This is a genomic window from Streptomyces sp. BK208 (assembly GCF_004364245.1).
Lineage (GTDB): Bacteria > Actinomycetota > Actinomycetes > Streptomycetales > Streptomycetaceae > Streptomyces.
Window position 1 is genome coordinate 635,908 of sequence record NZ_SOAV01000002.1, and the last position, 22,596, is coordinate 658,503.

15 protein-coding genes, 3 tRNA genes and 1 pseudogene are annotated in these 22,596 nt (G+C 73.6%); 10 read left to right on the top strand and 9 right to left on the bottom strand.

Going from position 1 to position 22,596, the window contains the following annotated elements; all coding sequences use genetic code 11:
• Positions 1-453: 453 nt before the first annotated feature.
• Both EV562_RS07405 and EV562_RS07410 read right to left on the bottom strand, forming a co-directional pair.
• Entirely contained in the window at positions 454-2,664 is a 2,211-nt protein-coding gene (locus tag EV562_RS07405; RefSeq protein ID WP_133885838.1) for a molybdopterin oxidoreductase family protein, read from the bottom strand.
• 103 nt (positions 2,665-2,767) lie between these two features.
• Positions 2,768-3,454, bottom strand: a complete 687-nt coding sequence (locus tag EV562_RS07410; protein WP_133885839.1) for an ElyC/SanA/YdcF family protein — start codon at positions 3,452-3,454, stop codon at positions 2,768-2,770.
• 165 nt (positions 3,455-3,619) lie between these two features.
• Between EV562_RS07410 and EV562_RS07415 the strand changes: the two genes are divergently transcribed.
• The 5 genes and pseudogenes from EV562_RS07415 to EV562_RS07435 all read left to right on the top strand — a co-directional run bounded on the left by EV562_RS07415 (position 3,620) and on the right by EV562_RS07435 (position 10,667).
• Positions 3,620-4,483, top strand: a complete 864-nt coding sequence (locus EV562_RS07415) for a sirohydrochlorin chelatase (RefSeq protein WP_133885840.1) — start codon at positions 3,620-3,622, stop codon at positions 4,481-4,483.
• 39 nt (positions 4,484-4,522) lie between these two features.
• The gene (locus EV562_RS07420) at positions 4,523-5,797 is read left to right on the top strand and encodes a deoxyguanosinetriphosphate triphosphohydrolase (protein ID WP_133885841.1); all 1,275 of its coding nucleotides are present in this window, start codon (positions 4,523-4,525) and stop codon (positions 5,795-5,797) included.
• Positions 5,798-5,966: 169 nt separating this feature from the next.
• Positions 5,967-7,232, top strand: a complete 1,266-nt coding sequence (locus tag EV562_RS07425) for an FAD-dependent oxidoreductase (RefSeq protein WP_133885842.1) — start codon at positions 5,967-5,969, stop codon at positions 7,230-7,232.
• A 163-nt stretch (positions 7,233-7,395) separates the two neighbouring features.
• Positions 7,396-9,321 carry a DNA primase gene (dnaG, locus tag EV562_RS07430; protein ID WP_133885843.1) on the top strand — a complete coding sequence of 642 codons (1,926 nt, stop codon included), beginning with the start codon at positions 7,396-7,398 and terminating at the stop codon, positions 9,319-9,321.
• Between the two features lie 136 nt (positions 9,322-9,457).
• Positions 9,458-10,667: pseudogene (locus tag EV562_RS07435) on the top strand (RNA polymerase sigma factor).
• Between the two features lie 104 nt (positions 10,668-10,771).
• On the opposite strand, the gene EV562_RS07440 reads toward EV562_RS07435, so the two are convergent.
• The 4 genes from EV562_RS07440 to EV562_RS07455 all read right to left on the bottom strand — a co-directional run bounded on the left by EV562_RS07440 (position 10,772) and on the right by EV562_RS07455 (position 16,375).
• Positions 10,772-12,700, bottom strand: a complete 1,929-nt coding sequence (locus EV562_RS07440) for an ABC transporter ATP-binding protein (RefSeq protein WP_133885845.1) — start codon at positions 12,698-12,700, stop codon at positions 10,772-10,774.
• On the bottom strand, positions 12,700-14,433 hold the full coding sequence (locus EV562_RS07445) for an ABC transporter ATP-binding protein (protein ID WP_133885846.1): 1,734 nt from the start codon (positions 14,431-14,433) through the stop codon (positions 12,700-12,702). Before EV562_RS07445 ends, EV562_RS07440 begins: the two co-directional genes overlap by 1 nt.
• Before the next feature lie 143 nt (positions 14,434-14,576).
• A complete protein-coding gene (locus EV562_RS07450) occupies positions 14,577-16,025 on the bottom strand; it encodes an FGGY family carbohydrate kinase (RefSeq protein ID WP_133885847.1) in 1,449 nt (482 codons plus the stop codon).
• Between the two features lie 44 nt (positions 16,026-16,069).
• Positions 16,070-16,375 carry a YtxH domain-containing protein gene (locus EV562_RS07455; RefSeq protein ID WP_166661637.1) on the bottom strand — a complete coding sequence of 102 codons (306 nt, stop codon included), beginning with the start codon at positions 16,373-16,375 and terminating at the stop codon, positions 16,070-16,072.
• A gap of 148 nt (positions 16,376-16,523) precedes the next feature.
• On the opposite strand from EV562_RS07455, the gene EV562_RS07460 reads away from it, so the two are divergent.
• The 3 genes from EV562_RS07460 (at position 16,524) to EV562_RS07470 (ending at position 16,935) form a co-directional block, all read left to right on the top strand.
• Positions 16,524-16,596 (top strand) — tRNA-Asn (locus EV562_RS07460).
• 5 nt (positions 16,597-16,601) lie between these two features.
• Positions 16,602-16,674: transfer RNA gene (locus tag EV562_RS07465), tRNA-Asn, on the top strand.
• Between the two features lie 187 nt (positions 16,675-16,861).
• Positions 16,862-16,935 (top strand) — tRNA-Ile (locus tag EV562_RS07470).
• 512 nt (positions 16,936-17,447) lie between these two features.
• Here the strand turns inward: EV562_RS07470 and EV562_RS07480 are convergent.
• Positions 17,448-18,413: an NAD(P)-dependent alcohol dehydrogenase gene (locus tag EV562_RS07480; RefSeq protein ID WP_133885850.1), complete on the bottom strand. Its 966-nt coding sequence runs from the start codon at positions 18,411-18,413 to the stop codon at positions 17,448-17,450.
• A 100-nt stretch (positions 18,414-18,513) separates the two neighbouring features.
• On the opposite strand from EV562_RS07480, the gene EV562_RS07485 reads away from it, so the two are divergent.
• Positions 18,514-19,194, top strand: coding sequence for a TetR/AcrR family transcriptional regulator (locus EV562_RS07485; protein ID WP_133885851.1), 681 nt, complete (start codon positions 18,514-18,516; stop codon positions 19,192-19,194).
• A 270-nt stretch (positions 19,195-19,464) separates the two neighbouring features.
• Here the strand turns inward: EV562_RS07485 and EV562_RS07490 are convergent, their stop codons facing one another.
• Both EV562_RS07490 and EV562_RS07495 read right to left on the bottom strand, forming a co-directional pair.
• Complete coding sequence (locus EV562_RS07490; protein ID WP_133885852.1) at positions 19,465-20,907, bottom strand: GAF domain-containing protein; 1,443 nt, start codon at positions 20,905-20,907, stop codon at positions 19,465-19,467.
• Between the two features lie 40 nt (positions 20,908-20,947).
• Positions 20,948-22,105 (bottom strand): rod shape-determining protein, encoded by a 1,158-nt coding sequence (locus tag EV562_RS07495; RefSeq protein WP_133885853.1) that lies wholly within the window; start codon positions 22,103-22,105, stop codon positions 20,948-20,950.
• Between the two features lie 275 nt (positions 22,106-22,380).
• On the opposite strand from EV562_RS07495, the gene EV562_RS35325 reads away from it, so the two are divergent.
• Positions 22,381-22,596: hypothetical protein (locus tag EV562_RS35325; protein WP_208298306.1), on the top strand; the 216-nt coding region annotated here is incomplete at its 3' end.

Sequence of the window (22,596 nt, forward strand, 5' to 3'; positions counted from 1 at the left end):
GGAGGGGCGCGTGGGGGTGGAGGTGGGGCGCTGACGTCGACTCAGGTTCAAGGTCCCTGGCCTGTCATGTCCATAGCCGTCCCGTGAAGATCACGGGAGTCATGGGGGGAGAGGATGACCCTCCGTGGACACCGCGCGACGCCGGTTCCCCGCCCACGGCCCGCCGCACCCCGGCGGCCGACGGCACGACGTCCCGCCGCGCGGTCGTCTCCGCGCGGTCGTCTCCGCGCCGGCGGCCCCGCCCGGTCGGCCCCGTGCGGCCGGACCCGTCCGTGCGGCCGGCCCCGCCCCGTCCGGGCCGGGACCGCGCACCACGAGGAGCCGGGCCGCCCCTGCGCCGAGACGGCACCCGAGGTGGCCGTGAGGGGCGGCAGGTCGCCCCCCCCGGTGGTGGAGGTACGGCTCAGGCCGCGCGACCGCCGCGTCCGGGGCGGGAACCGGCCGGGGTGACGGCTACCGCACCGGCTCCACCCGCACCGCGCACACCTTGAACTCCGGCATCCGCGAGGTCGGGTCGAGCGCCGGGTTGGTCAGGGTGTTGGCGCGGCCCTCGCCCGGCCAGTGGAAGGGCATGAACACCGTGTCGGGCCGGATGCCGGTGGTGATGCGGGCCGGTGCCACCGCCCGCCCCCGCCGGGACACCACCGCCAGCGGGTCGCCCTCGGCCGCCCCCAGCCGCGCCGCCAGCCGCGGGTGCAGCTCCACGAAGGGGCCCGGCGCGGCGGCGTTCAGCTCCGCCACCCGCCGGGTCTGGGCCCCGGACTGGTACTGCGCCACGACCCGGCCCGTGGTCAGCAGCACGGGGTACTCCTCGTCCGGCTCCTCGGCACTCGGCCGGTGCGTGACGGGCACGAAGCGGGCCCGTCCGTCGTCGGTGGCGAAGCGGTCGAGGAAGAGGCGCGGGGTGCCCGGATGGGGCACGGGCGCGTCGTCCGCGGTCGCCGGGCTGCCCGGGTGGGGCGGCGTGGCGTGGTGCGCGGGCGCCAAGAGGCCCGGGCCGGGCCGGGTGGCGTCGTGCGCCGGCGCCGGGCACGGCCAGAACACGCCGTTCTCCTCGGTCAGCCGCCGGTAGTCGATCCCGGAGTAGTCCGCCGGGCCGCCCGCGCTCGCCCGCCGCAGCTCCTCGAAGACCTCCTCGGGCTCGACCGGGAACCCCTTCTCCACACCGAGCCGCCCGGCCAGGGCGTGCAGCACCTCCAGGTCCCCGCGCACCCCCTCCGGCGGCGTGATCGCCCGCCGCCGCAGCAGCACCCGCCCCTCCAGGCTGGTCGTGGTCCCCGTCTCCTCCGCCCACTGCGTCACCGGCAGCACGACGTCCGCGAGTTCCGCCGTCTCGGAGAGCACCACGTCGCACACGGCGAGGAAGTCCAGCGACCGCAGCCGCCCCTCGACGTGCGCGGCACGCGGCGCCGACACCACCGGATTGGAGCCCATCACCAGCAGCGACCTGACGTCCGTGCCCAGCGCGTCCAGCAGTTCGTACGCGCTGCGCCCCGGCCCCGGCAGCGTGTCGGGGTCCACGCCCCACACCTCGGCGACGTGCCGCCGCGCCGCCGGGTCGGTCAGCTTGCGGTAGCCCGGCAACTGGTCGGCCTTCTGCCCGTGTTCCCGCCCGCCCTGCCCGTTGCCCTGCCCGGTCAGGCAGCCGTACCCGGACCGGGGCCGCCCGGCCCGGCCGGTCGCCAGGCACAGGTTGATCCACGCACCCACCGTGTCCGTGCCCTTGGCCTGCTGCTCCGGCCCGCGCGCGGTCAGCACCATCGCCGCCTCGGGCGCGCAGAACAGCCGCACCGCCTCCCGCAGTTCGGGCACCGGTACGCCGGTGATGCGCTCCACGTACTCCGGCCAGTGCGCCATCGCCGCCGCCCGCGCCTCCTCCCAGCCGGACGTGCGCTCCTCGACGTACGCCTCGTCGACCCGGTCCTCGGCGACGACCAGGTGCAGCATGCCCAGCGCGAGCGCGAGGTCGGTCCCCGGCCGGGGCGCGAGGTGCAGGTCGGCCTGCTCGGCGGTCTTCGTGCGGCGCGGGTCGACGACGATCAGCGTGCCGCCGTTCTCCCGCAGCTCGGTGAAGTAGCGCAGGGACGGCGGCATCGTCTCCGCCGGGTTCGATCCGACGAGGATCACGCACCCGGTCCTCGGGATGTCCTCCAGCGGGAACGGCAGCCCCCGGTCGAGCCCGAAGGCCCGCGTCCCGGCCGCCGCCGCCGACGACATGCAGAACCGCCCGTTGTAGTCGATCTGCGAGGTGCCCAGCACCACCCGGGCGAACTTCCCCAGCGCGTACGCCTTCTCGTTGGTCAGCCCGCCCCCGCCGAACACCCCGAGCGCGTCCGCCCCGTACCGCGCCCGCGTGCGCTCCAGGTTCCCGGCGATCCGGTCCAGCGCCTCGTCCCACCCGGCCGGGACCAGCGCGCCGTCCCCGGACCGCACCAGCGGCGAGGTCAGCCGCGCCCCCGGCGCGAGCACCTCCGGCGCCGTACGCCCCTTGCCGCACAGCGCACCCCGGTTCACCGGGAAGTCCGCGCGCTCGGACACCTCGACGGTCCCGCCCCGGACGGGCGTCAGGTTCATCCCGCACTGCAGGGCGCAGTACGGGCAGTGCGTGGGGACGGGCGTGGCGCTGCGCGCCGCGGCGGTGGTGTCCGTGCCGGTGTTCTGCATGCCGCCCAGCCTGCGGCTTCCGTGTTACGCGACCGGGCGGCGCTCTGTTACGCCGCCGGGACGGCGACCTCCCCGCCGCGGCGGGACCGGCGTGAGGACCGCCTCACGGCGCGGCGGCGAGCGCCCGCTCCACCCCCGGCTCCTTCGGCCCGAGGAAGTGCGGGTCCGGTTCGAAGACCGCGTCCAGCGCCGCCTTGCCCGCCGCGAGGACCTCCCGCGCGCCGCCGTAGTACCAGGTGGCGTCGTGCCGGTCGTCGACCCCGACGCCGTACGACGCCACCCCCGCCTCCTGGCACAGCGCCACCGCCCGCCGGATGTGGAAGCCCTGGCTGATCAGCACGGCACGGTCGACCCCGAAGATCTTCTTGGCGCGGACGCACGAGTCCCAGGTGTCGAAGCCCGCGTGGTCGCCGACGATCCGCCGGTCGGGCACGCCGTGGCGGACCAGGTAGGCGCGCATGGCGTCCGGCTCGTCGTACTCCTCGCGGCTGTTGTCCCCGGTCACCAGCACCACCTCGATCCGCCCCGCCCGGTACAGGCCGGCCGCCGCGTCCAGCCGGTGCGCGAGGTACGGCGACGGCTCCCCGTCCCACAGCCCCGCGCCGAAGACCACCGCGACCCGGGTGTGCGGCACGTCGGCGACGGTACGCAGCCGGTCGTCCGTCACGACCCGCATCCACGCGCTCGGCAGCAGCACCAGCACGCACCCGGCCACGACCAGCCGGATCAGCCGCCGCCGCCCCTTCCGGGTGCGCGGAAGGCGCGGTACGCGAGGTCTCCAGCGGCGCATCGGTGTCGGTCCCCTCCCGGTCGTCTCCTGCTCCCAGGGACGTCGGGGGGCGCCGTCCGGTTCGCCGGCCGCTCACACGGAGCGCCCGGCGCCGTGTGAACCGAAGGAAAACCCCTGTGACACCCGCGCAACGGGAAGGCAACGTCCGGCGGGCACCCTCGACGCATGACGGCGACGACACCGACGCTCGGCACGACGGACACGACGACCCGCGGGGACGCCCCCGCCCTGGTCGTCGTCGCCCACGGCAGCCGCGACCCCCGCGCGCTCAGCACCGTACGGGCCCTCCTCGACCGGGTCCGCACCCTGCGCCCCGCCCTGCCGGTGCACCTCGGCCACATCGAGCTGAACGAGCCGCTGCTGCCGGACACCCTGAGCGCGCTCGGCACCGGGGAAGCGGTCCTCGTCCCGCTCCTGCTCAGCCGCGGCCACCACGTGAAGCGGGACATCCCGGAGACGGCCGCGGCCTTCCCGGCCCGCACCCGCGTGGCCGCCCCGCTCGGCCCGCACCCCCTCCTCGTGGACGCCCTGCACGCCCGCCTCACCGAAGCCGGCTGGCCGGCCCACGCGGGCCCGGACCACGCCGTCGTCCTCGCCTCGGCGGGCTCCCGTGACCCGGAGTCGAGCGCCGGCACGGCCCGCACGGCCGCCGCCCTCTCGGCCCGCCTCGGCGTCCCGGTCCTCCCCGCGTACGCCTCGGCGGCGACCCCGACGGTCCCGGAGGCCGTGCGCGCGCTGACCGCCCGTGGCCACCGCAGGGTGGCCGTCGCCTCCTGCTTCACCGCCCCGGGCCGCTTCGCGACCCAGTGCGCGACGGCGGCCCCGTGGATCGCCTCCGAACCCCTGGGCCCCCACCCGTCGATGGCCCACCTGCTCCTGCACCGCTACGACCGTGCACTGGGAAGCGGCAGTGCGAGCAACGCGGGGAAAAGGGCGCGGGGCGCATCACCCTGCGGCCCCGCCGCGTGGGCGCGACCAGCCACGACGCACGCCGCACACGCGAGCGCACCGCACCCGGCACCCGTATAGGCGACCCACCCGTCACACCTTCCGCTTAATGTTCATGGCATGGAAGGCACAGGCACCACACCCCTCTACGACCCTGCGTCAGCCGCCCGCTACGCCCCGGAACCGGACAAACGCCCCGGCCGTACCGCCTTCCAACGCGACCGCGCCCGCATCCTGCACTCCGCCGCGCTGCGCCGCCTCGCCGGCAAGACGCAGGTCGTCGCGCCGGGGGAGGGCAGCCACCTGTGGGACGCCAGCCCCCGCACGCGCCTCACGCACTCCCTGGAGTGCGCCCAGGTCGGCCGGGAGCTGGGCGCCGCCCTCGGGTGCGACCCGGACCTCGTCGAGGCCGCCTGCCTCGCGCACGACCTGGGCCACCCGCCCTTCGGGCACAACGGCGAACAGGCACTCAACGCGTTCGCCGAGGACTGCGGCGGCTTCGAGGGCAACGCCCAGTCGCTCCGGCTCCTCACCCGCATCGAGCCCAAGCGGTTCACCGAGGACGGCCCCGTCGGCCTCAACCTCACCCGTGCCACGCTCGACGCCGCCACCAAGTACCCCTGGCCGCGCGGCGGCAGCCCGGCCGGCCCGGTCTCGTCCAAGTTCGGCGTGTACGACGACGACCGGCCCGTCTTCGAATGGCTCCGCAAGGACGCCCCCGGCGCCCGTACCTGCTTCGAGGCCCAGGTCATGGACTGGGCCGACGACGTGGCGTACTCCGTGCACGACGTCGAGGACGGCCTGCACGCCGGCCACATCGACCCGAACTGCCTGCTCGCCGACCCCGAGCGCGAGGCGGTCTTCGACGCGGCCGTCGGACGGTACGTCCCCGACGGCACCGATCACGCGGAACTCGCCGCCGCCCTCGACCGGCTCCTCGCCCAGGACTGGTGGCCGCACGGCTACGACGGCTCGGCCGTCGCCCAGGCCCGCCTGAAGGACGCCACCAGCCAGCTCATCGGCCGTTTCTGCCAGGCCGCCGAGGCCGCCACCCGGGCCGCGTACGGAGGCGGCCGGCTCACCCGGTACACCGCCGAGCTGGTCGTGCCCCGCGAGATCCGCATGGAGTGCGCCGTCCTCAAGGCGGTCGCCGTGCGGTACGTCATGCAGCGCACCGAACAGGAGCGGCTCCGCGCCGACCAGCGCGTCGTCGTCGCCGAGCTGGCCGAGGCGCTGACCGCCCGCGCGCCCGACGGACTCGACCCCCAGTTCCGTGCCCTGTTCGACCGGGCCGCCGACGACCGGGCGCGCAAACGGGTGATCGTCGACCAGATCGCCTCCCTCACCGACGCCTCGGCCCGCTCGCTTCACGCCCGCCTGACGGGGCATCCATGAGACTGGCGGCGGGACAGGCACGACCCGGCGGGGCCCGGGGAGCCCGGAACGCGGTGCTCGGGCGCCCGTGACGCGGCACTCCGTGGCCTGATCGGGTCGCTGCCCCTTCCCGCACCACGCCACGTGCGGGAGGCTCGCATGTGGCGGCACCCTGACGAGGAGGCAACAAGTGGTCGACGCGGATCAGACATTCGTCATCGTCGGAGGCGGCCTGGCGGGCGCGAAGGCGGCCGAGACGCTCCGCACGGAGGGCTTCACCGGCCGGGTGATCCTCGTCTGCGACGAACGCGACCACCCCTACGAGCGCCCCCCGCTGTCCAAGGGCTACCTCCTCGGCAAGAAGGAGCGCGACGGCGTCTTCGTGCACGAGCCCGCCTGGTACGCGCGGCACGACATCGAGCTGCACCTCGGCCAGACCGTCGTCGCGATCGACCGCGCCGCCAAGACCGTCCACTACGGCGACGACGGCACCCACGTCAGGTACGACAAGCTGCTGCTGGCGACCGGCGCCGAGCCCCGCCGCCTCGACGTCCCCGGCACCGACCTCGCGGGCGTCCACCACCTGCGCCGCCTGGCCCACGCCGAGCGCCTCAAGGGCGTCCTCACCTCCCTCGGCCGGGACAACGGCCACCTCGTGATCGCCGGCGCCGGCTGGATCGGCCTGGAGGTCGCGGCGGCGGCCCGCCAGTACGGGGCGGAGGTCACCGTCATCGAGCCGGCCCCGACCCCGCTGCACGGCGTCCTCGGGCCCGAGCTGGGCGCCGTCTTCGCCGAGCTGCACGAGGCGCACGGCGTCCGCTTCCGCTTCGGCGTGCGGCTGACCGAGATCGTCGGCCAGGACGGCATGGTGCTGGCCGCCCGCACCGACGACGGCGAGGAGCACCCCGCGCACGACGTGCTCGCCGCGATCGGCGCCGCCCCGCGCACCGCGCTCGCCCAGGCCGCCGGACTGCGGATCGCCGACCGCGCCCACGGCGGCGGCATCGTCGTCGACGCGCAGCTGCGCACCTCGGACCCCGACGTCTACGCGGCCGGTGACGTGGCCTCCTTCCACCACGCCCTCTTCGACACCGACCTGCGCGTGGAGCACTGGGCCAACGCCCTCGACGGCGGCCCGGCCGCCGCCCGCGCGATGCTCGGCAAGGGCCTCGCCCACGACCGCGTGCCCTACTTCTTCACCGACCAGTACGACCTCGGCATGGAGTACTCCGGCTGGGCACCGGCCGGGTCCTACGACCAGGTGGTGATCCGCGGGGACGCGGCGAAGCGCGAGTTCATCGCCTTCTGGGTGAAGGAGGGCCGGGTGCTGGCCGGGATGAACGTCAACGTGTGGGACGTCACGGAGCCGGTCCAGCGGCTGATCCGCTCGAAGACCCGGGTGGACACGGAGGCGCTGTCGGACCCGCACGTGTCCCTGGAGAGTCTGGTCGCATGACTGCCGGTCGGCCCCCGGACCCGATTCCCGGGGGCAACGCCCGGACCTCCGGCCGGAGCCCCCGGGAGCACCGCGAGGGGCGGCCGCCGAGCGGCGGGGCGCCTCCGGCCCGTGGCCGCCCGGCGGGCACGGGCATGTCGGTGCCGCCCCGTAGACTTCACGCGTGGCAGGACGGATCAACGACGAGGACGTGAAGGCGGTACGGGACGCGGTCCCGATCGACGCCGTCGTCTCGGAGTACCTCCAGCTGCGCAACGCGGGCGGCGGCAATCTGAAGGGACTGTGCCCCTTCCACGACGAGAAGTCACCGTCCTTCCAGGTCAGTCCGAGCAAGGGGTTCTTCCACTGCTTCGGCTGCCAGGAGGGCGGCGACACCATCACGTTCGTGATGAAGATCGACCACCTCACCTTCTCCGAGGCGGTCGAGCGCCTGGCCGGCCAGGCCGGCATCACCCTGCGCTACGAGGAGGGCGGCTACAACCCCTCCCACCAGCGCGGCGAGCGCATCCGCCTGGTCGAGGCCCACAAGATCGCCGCCCAGTGGTACGCGGAGCAGCTCGCGACCGGCCCCGAGGCGGAGACCGGCCGCGCCTTCCTCGCCGACCGGGGCTTCGACCAGGCCGCCGCCGAGCACTTCGGCGTCGGCTACAGCCCCCAGGGCTGGGACCACCTCACCCGCTTCCTGCGCGGCAAGGGCTTCAGCGACAAGGAGCTGCTGCTCTCCGGTCTCGCCCAGGAGGGCCGCCGCGGCCCCATCGACCGCTTCCGCGGCCGGCTGATGTGGCCCATCCGCGACATCGGCGGCGACGTCGTCGGCTTCGGTGCCCGCAAGCTCTACGACTCGGACAACGGCCCGAAGTACCTGAACACCCCCGAGACGGCCATCTACAAGAAGTCCCAGGTCCTCTACGGCATCGACCTCGCCAAGAAGGACATCGCGAAGGCGTCCCGCGCGGTGGTCGTCGAGGGCTACACGGACGTCATGGCCTGCCATCTCGCCGGGGTCACCACGGCCATCGCCACCTGCGGCACCGCCTTCGGCGGCGACCACATCAAGATCCTGCGCCGGCTCCTCATGGACAACGGCTCGGCCCGCGTGATCTTCACCTTCGACGGCGACGCGGCCGGACAGAAGGCGGCCCTGCGCGCCTTCGAGGACGACCAGAAGTTCGCCGCCGAGACCTACATCGCCATCGCCCCCGACGGCATGGACCCCTGCGACCTGCGCCTGGCCAAGGGCGACGACGCGGTGGCCGACCTGGTCGAGCCGCGCACCCCGCTCTTCGAGTTCGCGCTGCGCCAGATCGTCGCCCGCTACGACCTCGACACCCCGGCCGGCCGCGCGGCCGCGCTGGACGAGGCGGCCCCGGTCGTCGCCCGCATCAAGAACAGCGGCGCCCAGCACGAGGTCGCCGTGCAGCTCGCCGGCATGCTCGGCATCCTCGACACCCAGTTCGTGGTCAAGCGGATCGCCCAGCTGGCCCGCTGGGCCCGCGACCGCGGCGGCAAGGGCCCCGCCCCCGACCAGCGGCAGCGCGGCGGCGCCCCGCACCAGCAGTCCGGCTCCGCCCGGCCCGTCCCGCGCGGCCCCGCCCTCAACCTCCGCAACCCGGTCTTCGCCACCGAACGCGAGCTGCTCAAGCTCGCCCTGCAGCGCCCCGAGCTGGTCTCCCCGGCCTTCGACGCGTACGGCGTCGACGAGTTCACCGCCCCGCCCTACGCCGCCGTACGCGAGGCGATCATGGAGGCGGGCGGCGCCGAGTTCGGCGTCCAGGACCCGCAGGACTACCTGGTCCGGGTCCGCGAGGCCGCCCCCGACGACGCCGTCCGCGCCATGGTCACCGAGCTCGCGGTCGAGGCGATCATGCTCCACCGCGGCGTCAAGGGCGTCGACGAGGTCTACGCGGGCGCCCAGCTGGTTACGGTCCGCCGCCGCGCCGTCGAGCGCCGCATCCGCGACATCACCGGCCGCCTCACCCGCGTCTCCACCCACGGCGACCCCGCCGAGCTGGCCGCCGTGCAGAACGAGCTGTGGATCCTCCAGCAGTACGACCAGAACCTGCGCGAACACGGCGCCGCCGCCCTCTAGACGGCACCGGGGGACGGTCCCGGCGAACACCGGCCGGTGACCCGTGGGTCACGGCCCGGACGCAAAAAGTCACCGCACGCCCCTCGTGGCGGCGATGTGTCGTACCCCACACTGGGGGCGGTGCCTGAGTGCCCGCGTGCGGGACGGGCGGCGGCGAGCGAGCCGACTTCGTCCCCCGACGTACCGCCGCCGGTCCCCCGCCGGACGCGTCCATCCTGGAGGTCGCCCCCGTGCAGACCCAGACCCTCACCCAGACCCACACCGGTACCGGCGGTGCGGAGCCGGACGCGGCACGCGGCAGGCTCGTCGCGATGCCCGCACAGCCCGGTGCCGGTCCGGTCGCGCACCGTCCCGGCCCTCCCGCGGACGCCGCGGAGTCCCCGGAGGCCGCGGAGGCTCCCGAACCGCCGCCGCCCACCCGTACGGAGTCCGGCGGCCCCTCCTCCGACCTGTTCCGGCAGTACCTGCGCGAGATCGGCCGGATCCCGCTGCTCTCCGCGGCCGAGGAGGTCGACCTCGCCCGGCGGGTGGAGGCCGGGCTGTTCGCCGAGGAGAAGCTGCGGCGCACCCCCGGCCTGGACGACCGCCTCGCCCTCGACCTCGACCGGCTGGTCGTCATGGGGCGCCTCGCCAAGCGGCGCCTGATCGAGGCGAACCTGCGGCTCGTGGTGTCGGTGGCCAAGCGGTACGTCGGCCGCGGGCTGACCATGCTCGACCTGGTCCAGGAGGGGAACCTGGGGCTGATCCGGGCGGTCGAGAAGTTCGACTACGCCCGGGGCTACAAGTTCTCCACGTACGCCACCTGGTGGATCCGCCAGGCGATGTCCCGCGCCCTGGCCGACCAGGCCCGCACCATCCGCGTCCCCGTCCACGTCGTGGAGCTGATCAACCGGGTCGTCCGCGTCCAGCGCCGCATGCTCCAGGAACGCGGCTACGAGCCGACCCCGCAGGAGGTCGCCGCCCACCTCGACCTGGCCCCCGAGCGCGTCGGCGAGGTGCTGCGCCTGGCCCAGGAGCCGGTGTCGCTGTACGCGCCGGTCGGCGAGGAGGACGACGTCGCCCTCGGTGACCTGATCGAGGACGGCGACGCCGCCAGCCCCGTCGAGTCGGCCGCGTTCCTGCTGCTGCGCCAGCACCTGGAGGCGGTGCTCTCCACCCTCGGCGAGCGCGAACGCAAGGTCGTCCAGCTCCGGTACGGCCTGGTCGACGGCCGCCCGCGCACCCTGGAGGAGATAGGCCGCCTCTTCGGCGTCACCCGCGAACGCATCCGCCAGATCGAGTCCAAGACCCTCAACAAGCTCCGCGACCACGCCTACGCCGACCAACTGAGGGGCTACCTGGACTGAGGCACGGCACGCCATGGCCGCGGGCCATCGCCCCCCCGCAGCCACGGGCAGTCGTGCCGCAGGGCGGCACGGGTGGGCGCGGCACCCCGACGCCGGGCAACCGCCTAACCCACCTCAGCCACCGCCTCCGCGAACTGGGCCTTGTAGAGCCGCGCGTACGCACCGTCCGCGGCGAGCAGGTCGGCGTGCGCCCCCTGCTCCACGATCGCCCCGTCCTCCATCACGAGAATCGTGTCCGCGTCCCGGATCGTCGACAGCCGGTGCGCGATCACGAACGACGTCCGCCCGTGCGCCAGCTTCGCCATCGCCTTCTGGATCAGCACCTCGGTCCGCGTGTCCACCGACGACGTCGCCTCGTCGAGCACCAGGATCACCGGGTCGGACAGGAACGCCCGCGCGATGGTGATCAACTGCTTCTCACCCGCGCTCACCCCCGTGCCCTCGTCGTCGATCACCGTGTCGTACCCGTCGGGCAGCGTCCGTACGAACCGGTCGGCGTGCGCGGCCCGCGCGGCCTCCTCGATCTCGCCGCGGGTGACCTCCCGCGAGGCCCCGTACGCGATGTTCTCCGCGATGGTGCCGCCGAACAACCAGGTGTCCTGGAGCACCATGCCGATGCCGCCCCGCAGCTCGTCCCGGGACATCTTCGCTATGTCGACGCCGTCCAGGGTGATCCGGCCGCCGGAGACCTCGTAGAACCGCATCAGCAGGTTGACCAGCGTGGTCTTGCCGGCGCCCGTCGGGCCGACGATGGCGACCGTGTGGCCCGGCTCCACCTTCAGCGACAGGTCCTCGATCAGCGGCTTCTCCGGGTCGTAGCGGAAGGACACGTGGTCCAGTTCCACCCGGCCGCGCAGGTCCTCGGGCCGGGTGCCCGGGATCGGGTCCGCCGACTGCTCCTCGGCGTCCAGCAGTTCGAAGATCCGCTCCGCCGACGCCACGCCCGACTGCACCAGGTTCGCCATCGACGCGACCTGCGTCAGCGGCATCGAGAACTGCCGGGAGTACTGGATGAAGGCCTGCACGTCACCGATGGACAGCGAGCCCGACGCCACCCGCAGGCCGCCGACCACCGCGACCAGCACGTAGTTCAGGTTGGACACGCACATCATCAGCGGCTGCATGATCCCGCTGTTGAACTGCGCCTTGAACCCGGCCTCGTACAGCGCGTCGTTCTGCTCGGCGAACTGCTGCGCCGACTCCTCCTGCCGTCCGAACACCTTCACCAGCGCGTGGCCGGTGTACATCTCCTCGATGTGCGCGTTCAGTTGCCCCGTCGAGCGCCACTGCTGCACGAACTGGGGCTGCGACCGCTTGCCCACCCGGGTGGCCACCACGAAGGACAGCGGCACGGTCACCAGGGCGACCAGCGCCAGGATCCAGGAGACCCAGAACATCATCGCCAGCACGCCGATGATGGTGAGCAGCGAGTTGATCAGCTGGCCCATCGACTGCTGGAGCGTCTGCCCGATGTTGTCGATGTCGTTGGTGGCGCGGCTGAGCACCTCGCCGCGCTGGCGCTTGTCGAAGTACGACAGCGGCAGCCGGGACAGCTTCGTCTGCACGTCCTCGCGCAGCCGGAACATCGTGCGGTTCACCGCGCGGTTCACCAGCCGGGTGGCCACCGCCATCAGCAGTCCCGCCACCGCGAACGTCGCCAGCGCGAGCAGCAGCACCTCGCCGACCGCGCCGAAGTCGATGCCCCGGCCCGGGGTGAAGTCCGTGCTGCGGAGCATGTCGGCCACGTTGCCGTCACCGCGCTCCCGCATGGAGGCGAGGACCTGCTCCTTCGTGGCGCCGGAGGGCATGTCCCGCCCGACGATGCCCGCGAAGACCAGGTCGGTGGCCCGGCCGAGGATCTTCGGCCCGACCACGTTGAGGCCGACGCTGACGACCACGCACGCCAGCAGCGTGAACAGCGTCGTCCGCTCCGGCCGGAACTGGGCGACGAGCCGCTTGCCCGACCCCTTGAAGTCCATCGAACGCTGGTCGGGGCCGCCCCCGGCCATCATGCGTCCCGCAGGCCCGGCCATCAGGCAGCCTCCGCTTCCGTCAGCTGGGAGAGCACGATCTCCCGGTAGGTCTCGTTGTCCGCCATCAGCTCGTGGTGGCGGCCCACGCCGACCACCCGCCCCTCGTCCAGCACGACGATCCGGTCCGCGTCCCGGATGGTCGCCACCCGCTGCGCCACGATGACCACGGTCGCCCGGGCCGTCTCGCGGGCCAGCTCCGCCCGCAGCGCCGCGTCGGTGGCGTAGTCGAGGGCGGAGAAGGAGTCGTCGAAGAGGTAGATCTCCGGGCGCTGGACCAGGGTCCGGGCGATCGCGAGCCGCTGGCGCTGACCGCCGGACACGTTGGTGCCGCCCTGCGCGATCGGCGCGTCCAGGCCGCCCTCCAGCTCGGAGACGAAGCCCTTGGCCTGCGCCACCGCCAGCGCGTGCCACAACTCCTCGTCGGTGGCGTCCGGATTGCCGTAGCGCAGGTTGGTCGCGACGGTCCCCGCGAAGAGGTACGGCTTCTGCGGCACCAGGCTCACCAGCTTGGCGAGCGTCTTCGGGTCGACGGTCCGCACGTCCACCCCGTCGACCAGCACCTCGCCCTCGGTGGCGTCGAAGAGCCGGGGCACAAGACCCAGCAGCGTCGACTTGCCGCTGCCGGTCGAGCCGATGACGGCGGTCGTCTCGCCCGGCTCGGCCACCAGGTCGATGCTCCTGAGCACCGGCTCCTCGGCACCGGGGTAGCGGAAGCCCGCCTGCCGGATCTCCAGGTGCCCGTGCCGGCGCAGCTCGGTGACCGGTGCGACCGGCGGCACCACGCTGCTCTCGGTCTCCAGGACCTCCTGGACGCGCTCCGCGCAGACCTCGGCGCGCGGCACCATCATGAACATGAAGGTGGCCATCATCACGGACATCACGATCTGCATGAGGTAGGCCAGGAACGCCGTCAGGTCGCCGATCTGCATCCCGCCGCTGTCGATCCGGTGGGCGCCGAACCACACCACCGCGATCGACGACAGGTTCACCACCGTCATGACCACCGGGAACATCAGCGCCAGCAGGTTGCCGGTGCCGAGGGCCACCTCGGTCAGCTCGGTGTTGGCCTTCCGGAAACGCCGCTGCTCGTACTCGTCGCGCACGAAGGCCCGGATGACGCGGTTGCCGGTGATCTGCTCGCGCAGCACCCGGTTGACCGTGTCGAGCCGCACCTGCATGGCCCGGAACAGCGGGCGCAGCTTCCGCACGATCAGCGTCACGCAGATCGCCAGCACCGGCACGACCCCGAGCAGCACCCCGGACAGCGGCACGTCCAGACCGAGCGCCATCACGATGCCGCCCACGCACATGATCGGCGCCGACACCATCAGCGTGAACGTCATCAGGGCCAGCATCTGGACCTGCTGCACGTCGTTCGTGGTCCGTGTGATCAGCGAGGGCGCGCCGAAGTGGCCCACCTCGCGCGCCGAGAACGACTGCACCCGGTCGAAGACGGCGGCGCGCAGGTCCCGGCCGAGGGCGGCCGCGGTGCGCGCGCCGTAGAAGACGGCGCCGATGTTGCAGACCACCTGGACCAGCGAGATGCCGATCATCAGGGCGCCGTAGCTCAGGATGTAGCCCGAGTCCCCCTTCACGACACCGTCGTCGATGATGTCCGCGTTCAGGGTCGGCAGGTACAGGGAGGCGCAGGTCTGCAGGAACTGCAGCGCCACCAGCAGAGCGATGGGTTTCTTGTACGGCCTGAGATAGGTCCGCAGTAGTCGTATGAGCACACTGAGTCTCTCGGAGTCGGCGACAGGGGCCGCGGTTGGTTGCCCCTGGCCCCTATCGTCGAACACTCCCCCCGCGTTACCTCAACCGATTAACCCAAGAGCACGGCAAATTCCGGCCTACGAGCGGTAAGCCCGCCCACGCGTCACAGGGCGCCCGGGTGCGTCTGCTCGCGCACCGACACGTACTGCTGGCGCACCGCCTGCCCCACCGCCAGTTCCTCGCCCGGCTCCAGCACCTGCGCCACCGCGCCCTGCCAGACCGGGGGAGTGCGCGGGTCCAGGGTCCCCCGGGACACGCCCAGCGCCCAGGCCGCCTGCCGGGCCGAGCCGATCGCCGCGTAGTCCGCCGGCTGCGGCACGACGACCTGCGTCCCGAACAGCGCGGGCGCCGCCGCCTGCACGGCCGGCAGCTCGGCCGCCGCACCGAGCAGGAACACCCGCCGAACCTCCACACCCCGGCCGCGCAGCACGTCCAGGGCGTCGGCGAGACCGCACAGCATCCCCTCGAACGCGGCCCGCGCCAGGTGCTCCGGCTTCATCGACTCGCGCCGCAGACCGGCCAGGGTCCCGGCGGTGTGCGGCAGGTTCGGCGTCCGCTCGCCCTCCAGATAGGGGAGCAGCACCAGCCCGTGCGCTCCGGGCGTCGACTTCATCGCCAGCTCGGACAGGCTCTCCAGGTCCGCCGCACCGAGCAGTTCGGCGGTGCCGCGCAGGGCCCGTACGGCGTTCTGGGTGGTGACGACCGGCAGGTGCATGCCGGTGGCGTCCGCCAGCGAGGTGATCATGCCGTTCTGGTCGACCAGCGCCTCGTGGTGCACGGCCATCACGGACCCCGACGCCCCCAGCGACACCACCGCGTCGCCGAGCCCGATCCCGAGTCCGAAGGCGGCGGCCTGGGTCTCGCCGGTGCCGGCGGAGATCAACAGCCCCTCCGGCGTCGTGCCGGCCGCCTCGGCCGGGCCGATCACCTCGGGCAGCATCACCTGGTGGCCTAGGGCCAGCTCGACCAGGTCGGGCCGGTACGCGCCGGTCGCCGCCGACCAGTAGCCGGTGCCGGACGCCCCGCCCCGGTCGGTGGTCCGCCGCACGGGACGCCCGAGCAGCTGCCACACCAGCCAGTCGTGTGCCTGGAGGAGCACGGCGACGCGCGCGGCGGCCTCCGGCTCGTTGCGCGCCAGCCAGCGCAGCTTCGTCACCGGCTGCGCGGCCTGCGGCACCGAGCCCACGGCCTGCGCCCACGCCTCACGTCCGCCGAGCGCGTCGATCAGGTCGGCCGCCGCGACCTGGGCCCGCTTGTCGCCGCCGACCAGGGCCGGACGCACCGTGTTGCCCTGCGCGTCCAGCGGCACCACCGAGTTGGCCTGCGCCGAGACGCCGATGGCCTGCACGCCCTCGAGGAGCCCGCCGCCTGCCGCCTCCCCGAGGGACAGCAGCCAGGCCTGCGGATCGACGTCGGCGGGCCGGCCGCCGCCCTCGGGGCTGTCCAGCGGATGCGGCGCGTAGCCCTGGCGCAGCACGGCACCCGTGTCCGAATCGCAGACGACGATACGTGTGAAATCGGGCGAACTGTCCAACCCGGCGACTATCCCCATACCCGAAATTCTGCCGCACGGGGCGCGATGCCCGTACCGGGACCTCAGGTGTTGCTGGTGCCCCAGTCGTCGGGGCCGCTGCCGTTGGTGCCGCGCTCCCGCAGCGAGCGGACCCGGTGCGCCACCGAATCGGGCATCCGGTCACCCACCTTGTCGCTCACCACGTGGTACGCCTTGTCGGCGAAGTGCCTGCCCTGCTGGGCGGCGGACTCCGCGGTGTTGCGCACGGCCGGGTTCTGCGCGACCTGCCGCGCGGACTTCCGCAACTGCTCGTATCGCTCCCGCCCGGCTTTCGTGCCGAGCACGTACCCCACCGCTAGTCCGACGACGAACGTGAGCCGGTAACGCATGGCGGCCACCCTTCCCTTCACTGGCTCCGGGGTGCTGGTGAGTACCGATTGGCGGAGCACCCCCCTGCTTGCGCTAATGTATGTGTCGCAGCGAGCGCGCGCCCCCTGGCGAATACCCAGGCAGACGCGTTCGATGCGACACCGACATTCCTCGGTAGCTCAATTGGCAGAGCAGCCGGCTGTTAACCGGCAGGTTACTGGTTCGAGTCCAGTCCGGGGAGCTCGGTCCTCCGTAGCTCAATTGGCAGAGCAGCCGGCTGTTAACCGGCAGGTTACTGGTTCGAGTCCAGTCGGGGGAGCACCGTGAACGAGGACCCTTCGGGGTCCTTTTTCATGTGCCCTCACGACCCGGGAACCACGCGGCACGCTGCGGAGTCCTCAAGGTCATGAAGGCAGCCGTGGAAGCCGACCATCCGAAGCAGGAGATCGTATGAGCGGCTATGCTGCGGCAGACGGCGCGTACAGGTGTACGCGACACGCCGCTTCGGGGCGGTAGCTCAGCCGGTTAGAGCAGCGGACTCATAATCCGTCGGCCGTGGGTTCGAGTCCCACCCGCCCCACTCCTGCCCTCCCGGGCAAAATCGTTCCGACCGGCGTCGCCGTGACCGGCCCCGCCCGGCGGCCGGGTCCGGAGCCGATTCTCCCCGCCGGGTGATCACCGAACGGTGACGCGCGCCGGAAGATCGCTCGGACGGAGCCGCCCGTTCGCCCCCTCCACCACCCCTCCCGACGCCCGCCCTCGCGCCCCGGCGTGACGCGTCCACAGCCACCCGCTCGCAGTGCCGACGTCCCGCCGCACGGCCGGCGTCTCGTGTGTCTTCAGGCCCCGAGGCGCCGGCTGCTCTCCTCGCCGCGGACTCGTGAGCGGGCCCCCTGGAGTGGGCGCGGCAGACAGGCACCCGTGCCCGGGGACCGCCGACGCCGGGCCCGGCAGGTGTTGGCTCACCGCGGACCTGTCCGCCTGCCAAGTGCGGCTCGCCACGCGATACGACAAGCTGGCGGTCCGCTACGAGGCGACCGTCCTCATCGCTGCCGTCAACGGGTGGCTGTGATCGACACCTCCGTAGACGTCCTAGGCGACCCTGACCACGTACTTGCCCTGGACGCCGCCCGCCTCCAGCGCCCGGTGTGCCGCTGCTGTCTCCTCCAGGGGGAAGACCGTGTCCACCGCAGGGCTCAGCTTGCCCTCGACCACATGGCGGGCGAGGTCGTCGAAGTCCGCTCGCGTGGGGTTGCCGCTGAAGAAACGCACCCGGCCGTGTCCGTGGACCGTGCTGGCTGCGAGGTAGCCGAGCGACGCGGCGGGCCGTTTCAGGTCGAAGGCGATGGTGACCATGCGCCCGCCGGGATCGAGCAGGCGCCGGAAGTCCCGCAGGTCGGTCCCCGCGGTGTCCAGGACCACGTCGAAGCGGCCCAGTTCCGCCGGCCGCACGGTCCGGTGGTCGACGGCCTTGTGTGCGCCGAGCCCGCGGACGAAGTCGAGGCTGGCTGTGCGGGCCAGAGCCGTGACCTCGGCGCCGTACGCCCGTCCGAGCTGGACGGCGGCGTTGCCGACACCGCCCGCCGCGCCCCGGACGAGAAGCCGTTCGCCGGGGCGCAGCCCGGCTTTGTCCCGCAGCGCGGTGATGGCCGTGGTGGCCACCGGCAGCGCGGCGGCGTCCACCGGGTCAAGGCCGTCGGGGAGCCGGCCGACCCGCTCCGCGGGTACGGTCACGTACTCGGCGGCGCTGCCGAACCCGGAGGTGCGGCCCAAGACCCCCCATACGGGGTCGCCGGCCGCGAACCGTGTGACTCCGGCCCCCGGCGCGGCGACCTCGCCGGTGAAGTCCAAGCCGACGCGCTTGGGGAACTTCCGGCCGGTCAGCAGGCGGAGACGGCCGGCGCGGGCTGCCAGTTCGCCGCCGTTGACGCTGAACGCGCGCACCTTCACCAGGACCTCGCCGGGGGCCGGCTCAGGGCGCGGCACGCGGCCCGGGTAGAGCACATCGGGGCCGCCGTAGCGGTCGTAGAGCACTGCCGTCATCATGCGGTCGTTCATCGTTCTGCCTTTGCCGCCGGGGGCCGTACGGGGATCTGGCATCGACCGTAAGCTCCAAGTGGATGCAATCGTCCGTTTGGACCGGAAGCGAGAGACAGCGATGGCGGAATCTTCTCGGATCACAGCCCGGGACAAGGTGCGGGCGGACGCCCGGCGCAACCGGGAGCGCCTCCTGGTCGCCGCCCGTGCCGTCTTCGCGGAGCACGGGATCGACGCACCGATGGCGACCGTGGCCCGACGGGCCGGGGTCGGCGTGGCGACGCTGTACCGGCACTTCCCGACCCGGGACGCCTTGGTGAGAGGTGCGTTCGCGCAGCAGATGGAGACCTGCGCGCGGGCGCTCACCGAGGCTCTGGCCGCCCCTGACCCGTGGCAAGGCTTCCAGCAACTGGTCGAGACCGTCTGCGCTCTGCAACGGGAGGAACGCGGGTTCCCGGCCGCGTTCCTCGCGGCCTTCCCGGAAACCGCGTCGGAACACGCGCAGTCGCGGCAACGAGCCGAGCGGGACATCACGACCCTGGTACGCAGGGCCCAGGCGTCGGGTGCGCTGCGGGCCGATTTTCACCCCTCCGACCTCGCCGTGGTCCTGTTGGCACACTGCGGTCTGGCGACCGCCCTACCGGATGACGGTGCGGCGTCACGGCGCCTGGTGGCCTATCTGCTCCAGTCGTTCCGCACCGACCCGGCCAACGAACCGCTGCCCCCGCCGACGGCACTGACCATGCGCAGCCTCCCGATTGCAACTGAGGGTCCCCAGGGGCAGCGGCCCCCGAGAGGCTGACAGGAAACGGCACCTGCCGCAGGGCACACCCAGTCCGACAGTCCGACAACTCCACTTTCGCAACGGGCCCTTGTCGCCCGCCCCTTCCGCCCGCCGTTCCCGGATACACCTACGGCCACCTTCTGGAGCGTGGCCGCAGGGCGTGCATCCCTCGACGAGAACGCCGTGCGGCCGGGGCACGCGGGCACCGTGGAAGGGTGTTACCGCGCCCGAGCTGTACGGGAGTCCGCGAGGAGGCTCCTCGGCATCACGGAGGGGGACCGTCAGGCGTCATCTCAGCGGTGCCCACCAGGTGACCGCCGTCCCCTGCCCTCCGCCGCCGGTCTCCTCGGCCCCGCCGGTCCCGTCGTCGAGGAAGACCCTCAGGCGTACTCCGTCGTTGCCCTCCGGCAACGCGGCGGGTGTCTCGACGGTGACCTGGACGCGGGAGAGTCCCGGGCGGGCGGACGCCTCGGCAAGGGCCTGGCGGAGGGCGGTGAGCAGGCGGTCGGCGACCCGGTCGGGCACGCGGGTGTCGAGGGGGCCCCTGAAGTGCGTGGACGGCGCGACACCGAGCCGGGCGGCGGCCGACGCGGTCTCCCGCAGTACCCGGCCGCGCAGCCCCGTCGGCGCCTCGCCCGGCGGCTGCCGCAGCGCGAGGATGGTGGAGCGCACCTCCTGGACCGTGGAGCGCAGCTCGTCCACCGCCCGGCCGAGGATGTCGCGGACGTCGTCGGCACCGGGGCGGCGCTGCGTGGACTCCAGCATCAGGCCGGTGGCGAACAGCCGCTGCACCACCAGGTCGTGCAGGTCACGGGCGATGCGGTCGCGGTCCTCGTAGACCGCGAGCCGCTCCCGGCCGCGCCGCGCGTCGGCCAGGTCGAGGGCGAGCGCCGCCTGCGAGGCGAACTGCGTCGCCAGCAGCCGTTCCACGTCCGTGTACGGGCGTCCGCCGCGGCGGCGGGGCAGAGCGAGGGTGCCGATCAGCCGGCCGCCCGCCTTCAGGGGCAGCATCATGCTCGGCCCGAACCGGTGCCGTACGTGGGTCGTCATGCGGGGGTCGGTCGCCGAGTCGTCGAGGAACACCGGCTCACCGCCCAGCAGCTGTTCCAGCACGGGGCTGCCCGGCGCGATCGTCGCGCCGATCATGCCGTCCGGGTCGTCGGGCGTCGAGGCGGTCACGATCTCCATGCCGCCCTCGGCGGTCGGGTGCAGGATGACGCCGGCGGAGGCGTCGGCGAGCAGCCTGGCCCGTTCGGCCACCGTGGCCAGCGCGTCCTCCGTGCCCTCCTCGGTGAGCAGCGCGGTGGTGACCGCCGCCGCGCCCTCGATCCAGCGGGCCCGCTGCCGGGCCGTCTCGTACAGCCGGACGTTGCCGATCGAGACACCGGCCTGGGCGGCCAGGACCCGCAGCAGCTGCTCGTCCTCGGCGGTGAACGGCCCCGACCCGGGCGGCCGGGCGATACGCAGCTCGCCGAACTCCTCGTCGCCCACGAGCACCGGCGCCCGCAGCAGGACGGCCGTCTCCGGTACGGGATCGGGGCCCGGGGCGCGGAACTCGGCCCGGCCGCCCCCGCCGGGGTCCACCACGACCAGGGCGGCCCGGCCGGCGCCGGTCAGTTCGGCGGCGCCGTCCACGATGTGCTGCAGGACGCCGCTCAGGTCGAGGTCGGTGCCGACGTCCAAAAGGGCTTCGAGGAGACGGGTCAGTCGGGGCGCGGGCTGCGCGGTCATCCGTCGGGCTTCCCCCGTTCCGTGGTCCCCCGGCGGCGTCTCAGTCGGAGGCGGAACCGGAACCCGTACCGGGGCCGACGCCGGTGCCGGTGTCCGCGCCGGAGTCGGAGTCGGAGCCGGAGCCGGAGCCGGAGCGGGAGCCGACACCGGCGTCCGAGGTCGTGGGGTGCAGGACCAGGGGCTCGACCCGGCCCTCCAGCATGCTGCCGAGTCCCTGGACCGCGCACACGTCGGGCCGTTCCGCGATGTGCACCGGCATGCCGGTGGCCTGACGCAGCATCTGGTCGAAACCGGGCAGCAGCGCGCTCCCGCCGACCATCATGATCCCGCGGTCGGCGAGGTCCGCGACCAGGTCCGGCGGGCAGTCCCGCAGCACCTTGCCGATGCCGTCGAGCACCGCCGTGAGCGGCGTCTGGATGGCGTTGCGCACCGTGGCCGTGTCCACCTGCACACTGCGGGCCAGCCCGGTCGCCACGTCCCGCCCGTGGATCTCGGTGGATGCCGGTCCCTGCGGGGTCAGCCCGTTGCCGGACAGCGCGAGCTGCAGCGGGCGCACGGACTGGCTGGGCAGCACCAGCTCGTGCTGGTGGCGCAGGAGCTGCACGATCGCGTGGTCCACGGCCTCACCACCGACCGGGATGCGGACGGCGGCGACGATCGAGCCGAGGGAGAGCACCGCGACCTGCGTGGCGTGCGCACCGCACACCATGATCATGGTCGCCTCGGGCTGTTCCACGGGCAGTCCGCAGCCGACCGCCGCCGCGATCAGCGTGTCGACGAGTTCCACCCGGCGCGCGCCCAGGCCGACCAGGGTCTCGATCGCCGCCCGCCGGGACAGCGGATCCGCGTCGTGCGGGGTGCACACGGCGGCCCGCAGCCGGGGCTTGCGCCGCAGATTGCGGCGGATCCGGTCGCCGAGCAGGTGCCGCAGCATGCGCTGGGCCATCTCGATGTCGACCACGGTGCCACCGGAGACGGGCCGCACGACACGGATGTATCCGGGGGTGCGGCCGGTCATCTTCTCCGCGAACTCGCCGACCGCGATGAGCGCACCCGTGCGCGTGTTGACCGCCGCGGCGGACGGCTGGTCGACGACGAGCCCGGCACCCTTCACGTAGACCCGGGTACGCGCGGCGCCCAGGTCGACGGCGAAGTGGCAGCGGCGCAGTGCCTCCAGACTGGCGGTACTGACGGTCATGGCGAATCCTCCCGAGAGCGCGGACCGTGCGGGGCCGCCCGGTGGCCGGCCTCTTGGCACCGATCGTGCGCGGCGGGGCGGGCGGGCGCCTGCTGGAGGGGGCCGGGCGGGGGGCCGCTGAACGGGGGGTGTGCGGGCGCGAGGCCGCAGACGCCGACCCAGTGGCGAGGCGGCGGGCGGCGGGCGGGCGTATCTCGTCACCGCAGCCCCAGCCCGGTCCGGCAGGACCGAACCGCCCCTGTCGCCGCCGCAGCCGAGGCGCGGTCGTGGTCGCGGTGGCCCCCCAACCGCGGTCGCGGTCGCAGAATCTGCCGCTGCCGCTGCCGCTGCCGCTGCCGCTGTCGTTGCCGAGCCCGCCGTTGCAGCCGCCCGCGACCCCGCCGTCGAAGCCGCAGCCGAGCCCGCCGTTGCAGCCGCCCGCGACCCCGCCGTCGAAGCCGCAGCCGAGCCCGCCGTTGCAGCCGCCCGCGACCCCGCCGTCGAAGCCGCAG

Bases quoted from the DNA above. Each gene is read 5' to 3' on its own strand.
- EV562_RS07405 (WP_133885838.1), bottom strand. From the start codon at position 2,664: ATGCAGAACACCGGCACGGACACCACCGCCGCGGCGCGCAGCGCCACG.
- EV562_RS07410 (WP_133885839.1), bottom strand. From the start codon at position 3,454: ATGCGCCGCTGGAGACCTCGCGTACCGCGCCTTCCGCGCACCCGGAAG.
- EV562_RS07415 (WP_133885840.1), top strand. From the start codon at position 3,620: ATGACGGCGACGACACCGACGCTCGGCACGACGGACACGACGACCCGC.
- EV562_RS07420 (WP_133885841.1), top strand. From the start codon at position 4,523: ATGGAAGGCACAGGCACCACACCCCTCTACGACCCTGCGTCAGCCGCC.
- EV562_RS07440 (WP_133885845.1), bottom strand. From the start codon at position 12,700: ATGGCCGGGCCTGCGGGACGCATGATGGCCGGGGGCGGCCCCGACCAG.
- EV562_RS07450 (WP_133885847.1), bottom strand. From the start codon at position 16,025: ATGGGGATAGTCGCCGGGTTGGACAGTTCGCCCGATTTCACACGTATC.
- EV562_RS07455 (WP_166661637.1), bottom strand. From the start codon at position 16,375: ATGCGTTACCGGCTCACGTTCGTCGTCGGACTAGCGGTGGGGTACGTG.
- EV562_RS07480 (WP_133885850.1), bottom strand. From the start codon at position 18,413: ATGAACGACCGCATGATGACGGCAGTGCTCTACGACCGCTACGGCGGC.
- EV562_RS07485 (WP_133885851.1), top strand. From the start codon at position 18,514: ATGGCGGAATCTTCTCGGATCACAGCCCGGGACAAGGTGCGGGCGGAC.
- EV562_RS07490 (WP_133885852.1), bottom strand. From the start codon at position 20,907: ATGACCGCGCAGCCCGCGCCCCGACTGACCCGTCTCCTCGAAGCCCTT.
- EV562_RS07495 (WP_133885853.1), bottom strand. From the start codon at position 22,105: ATGACCGTCAGTACCGCCAGTCTGGAGGCACTGCGCCGCTGCCACTTC.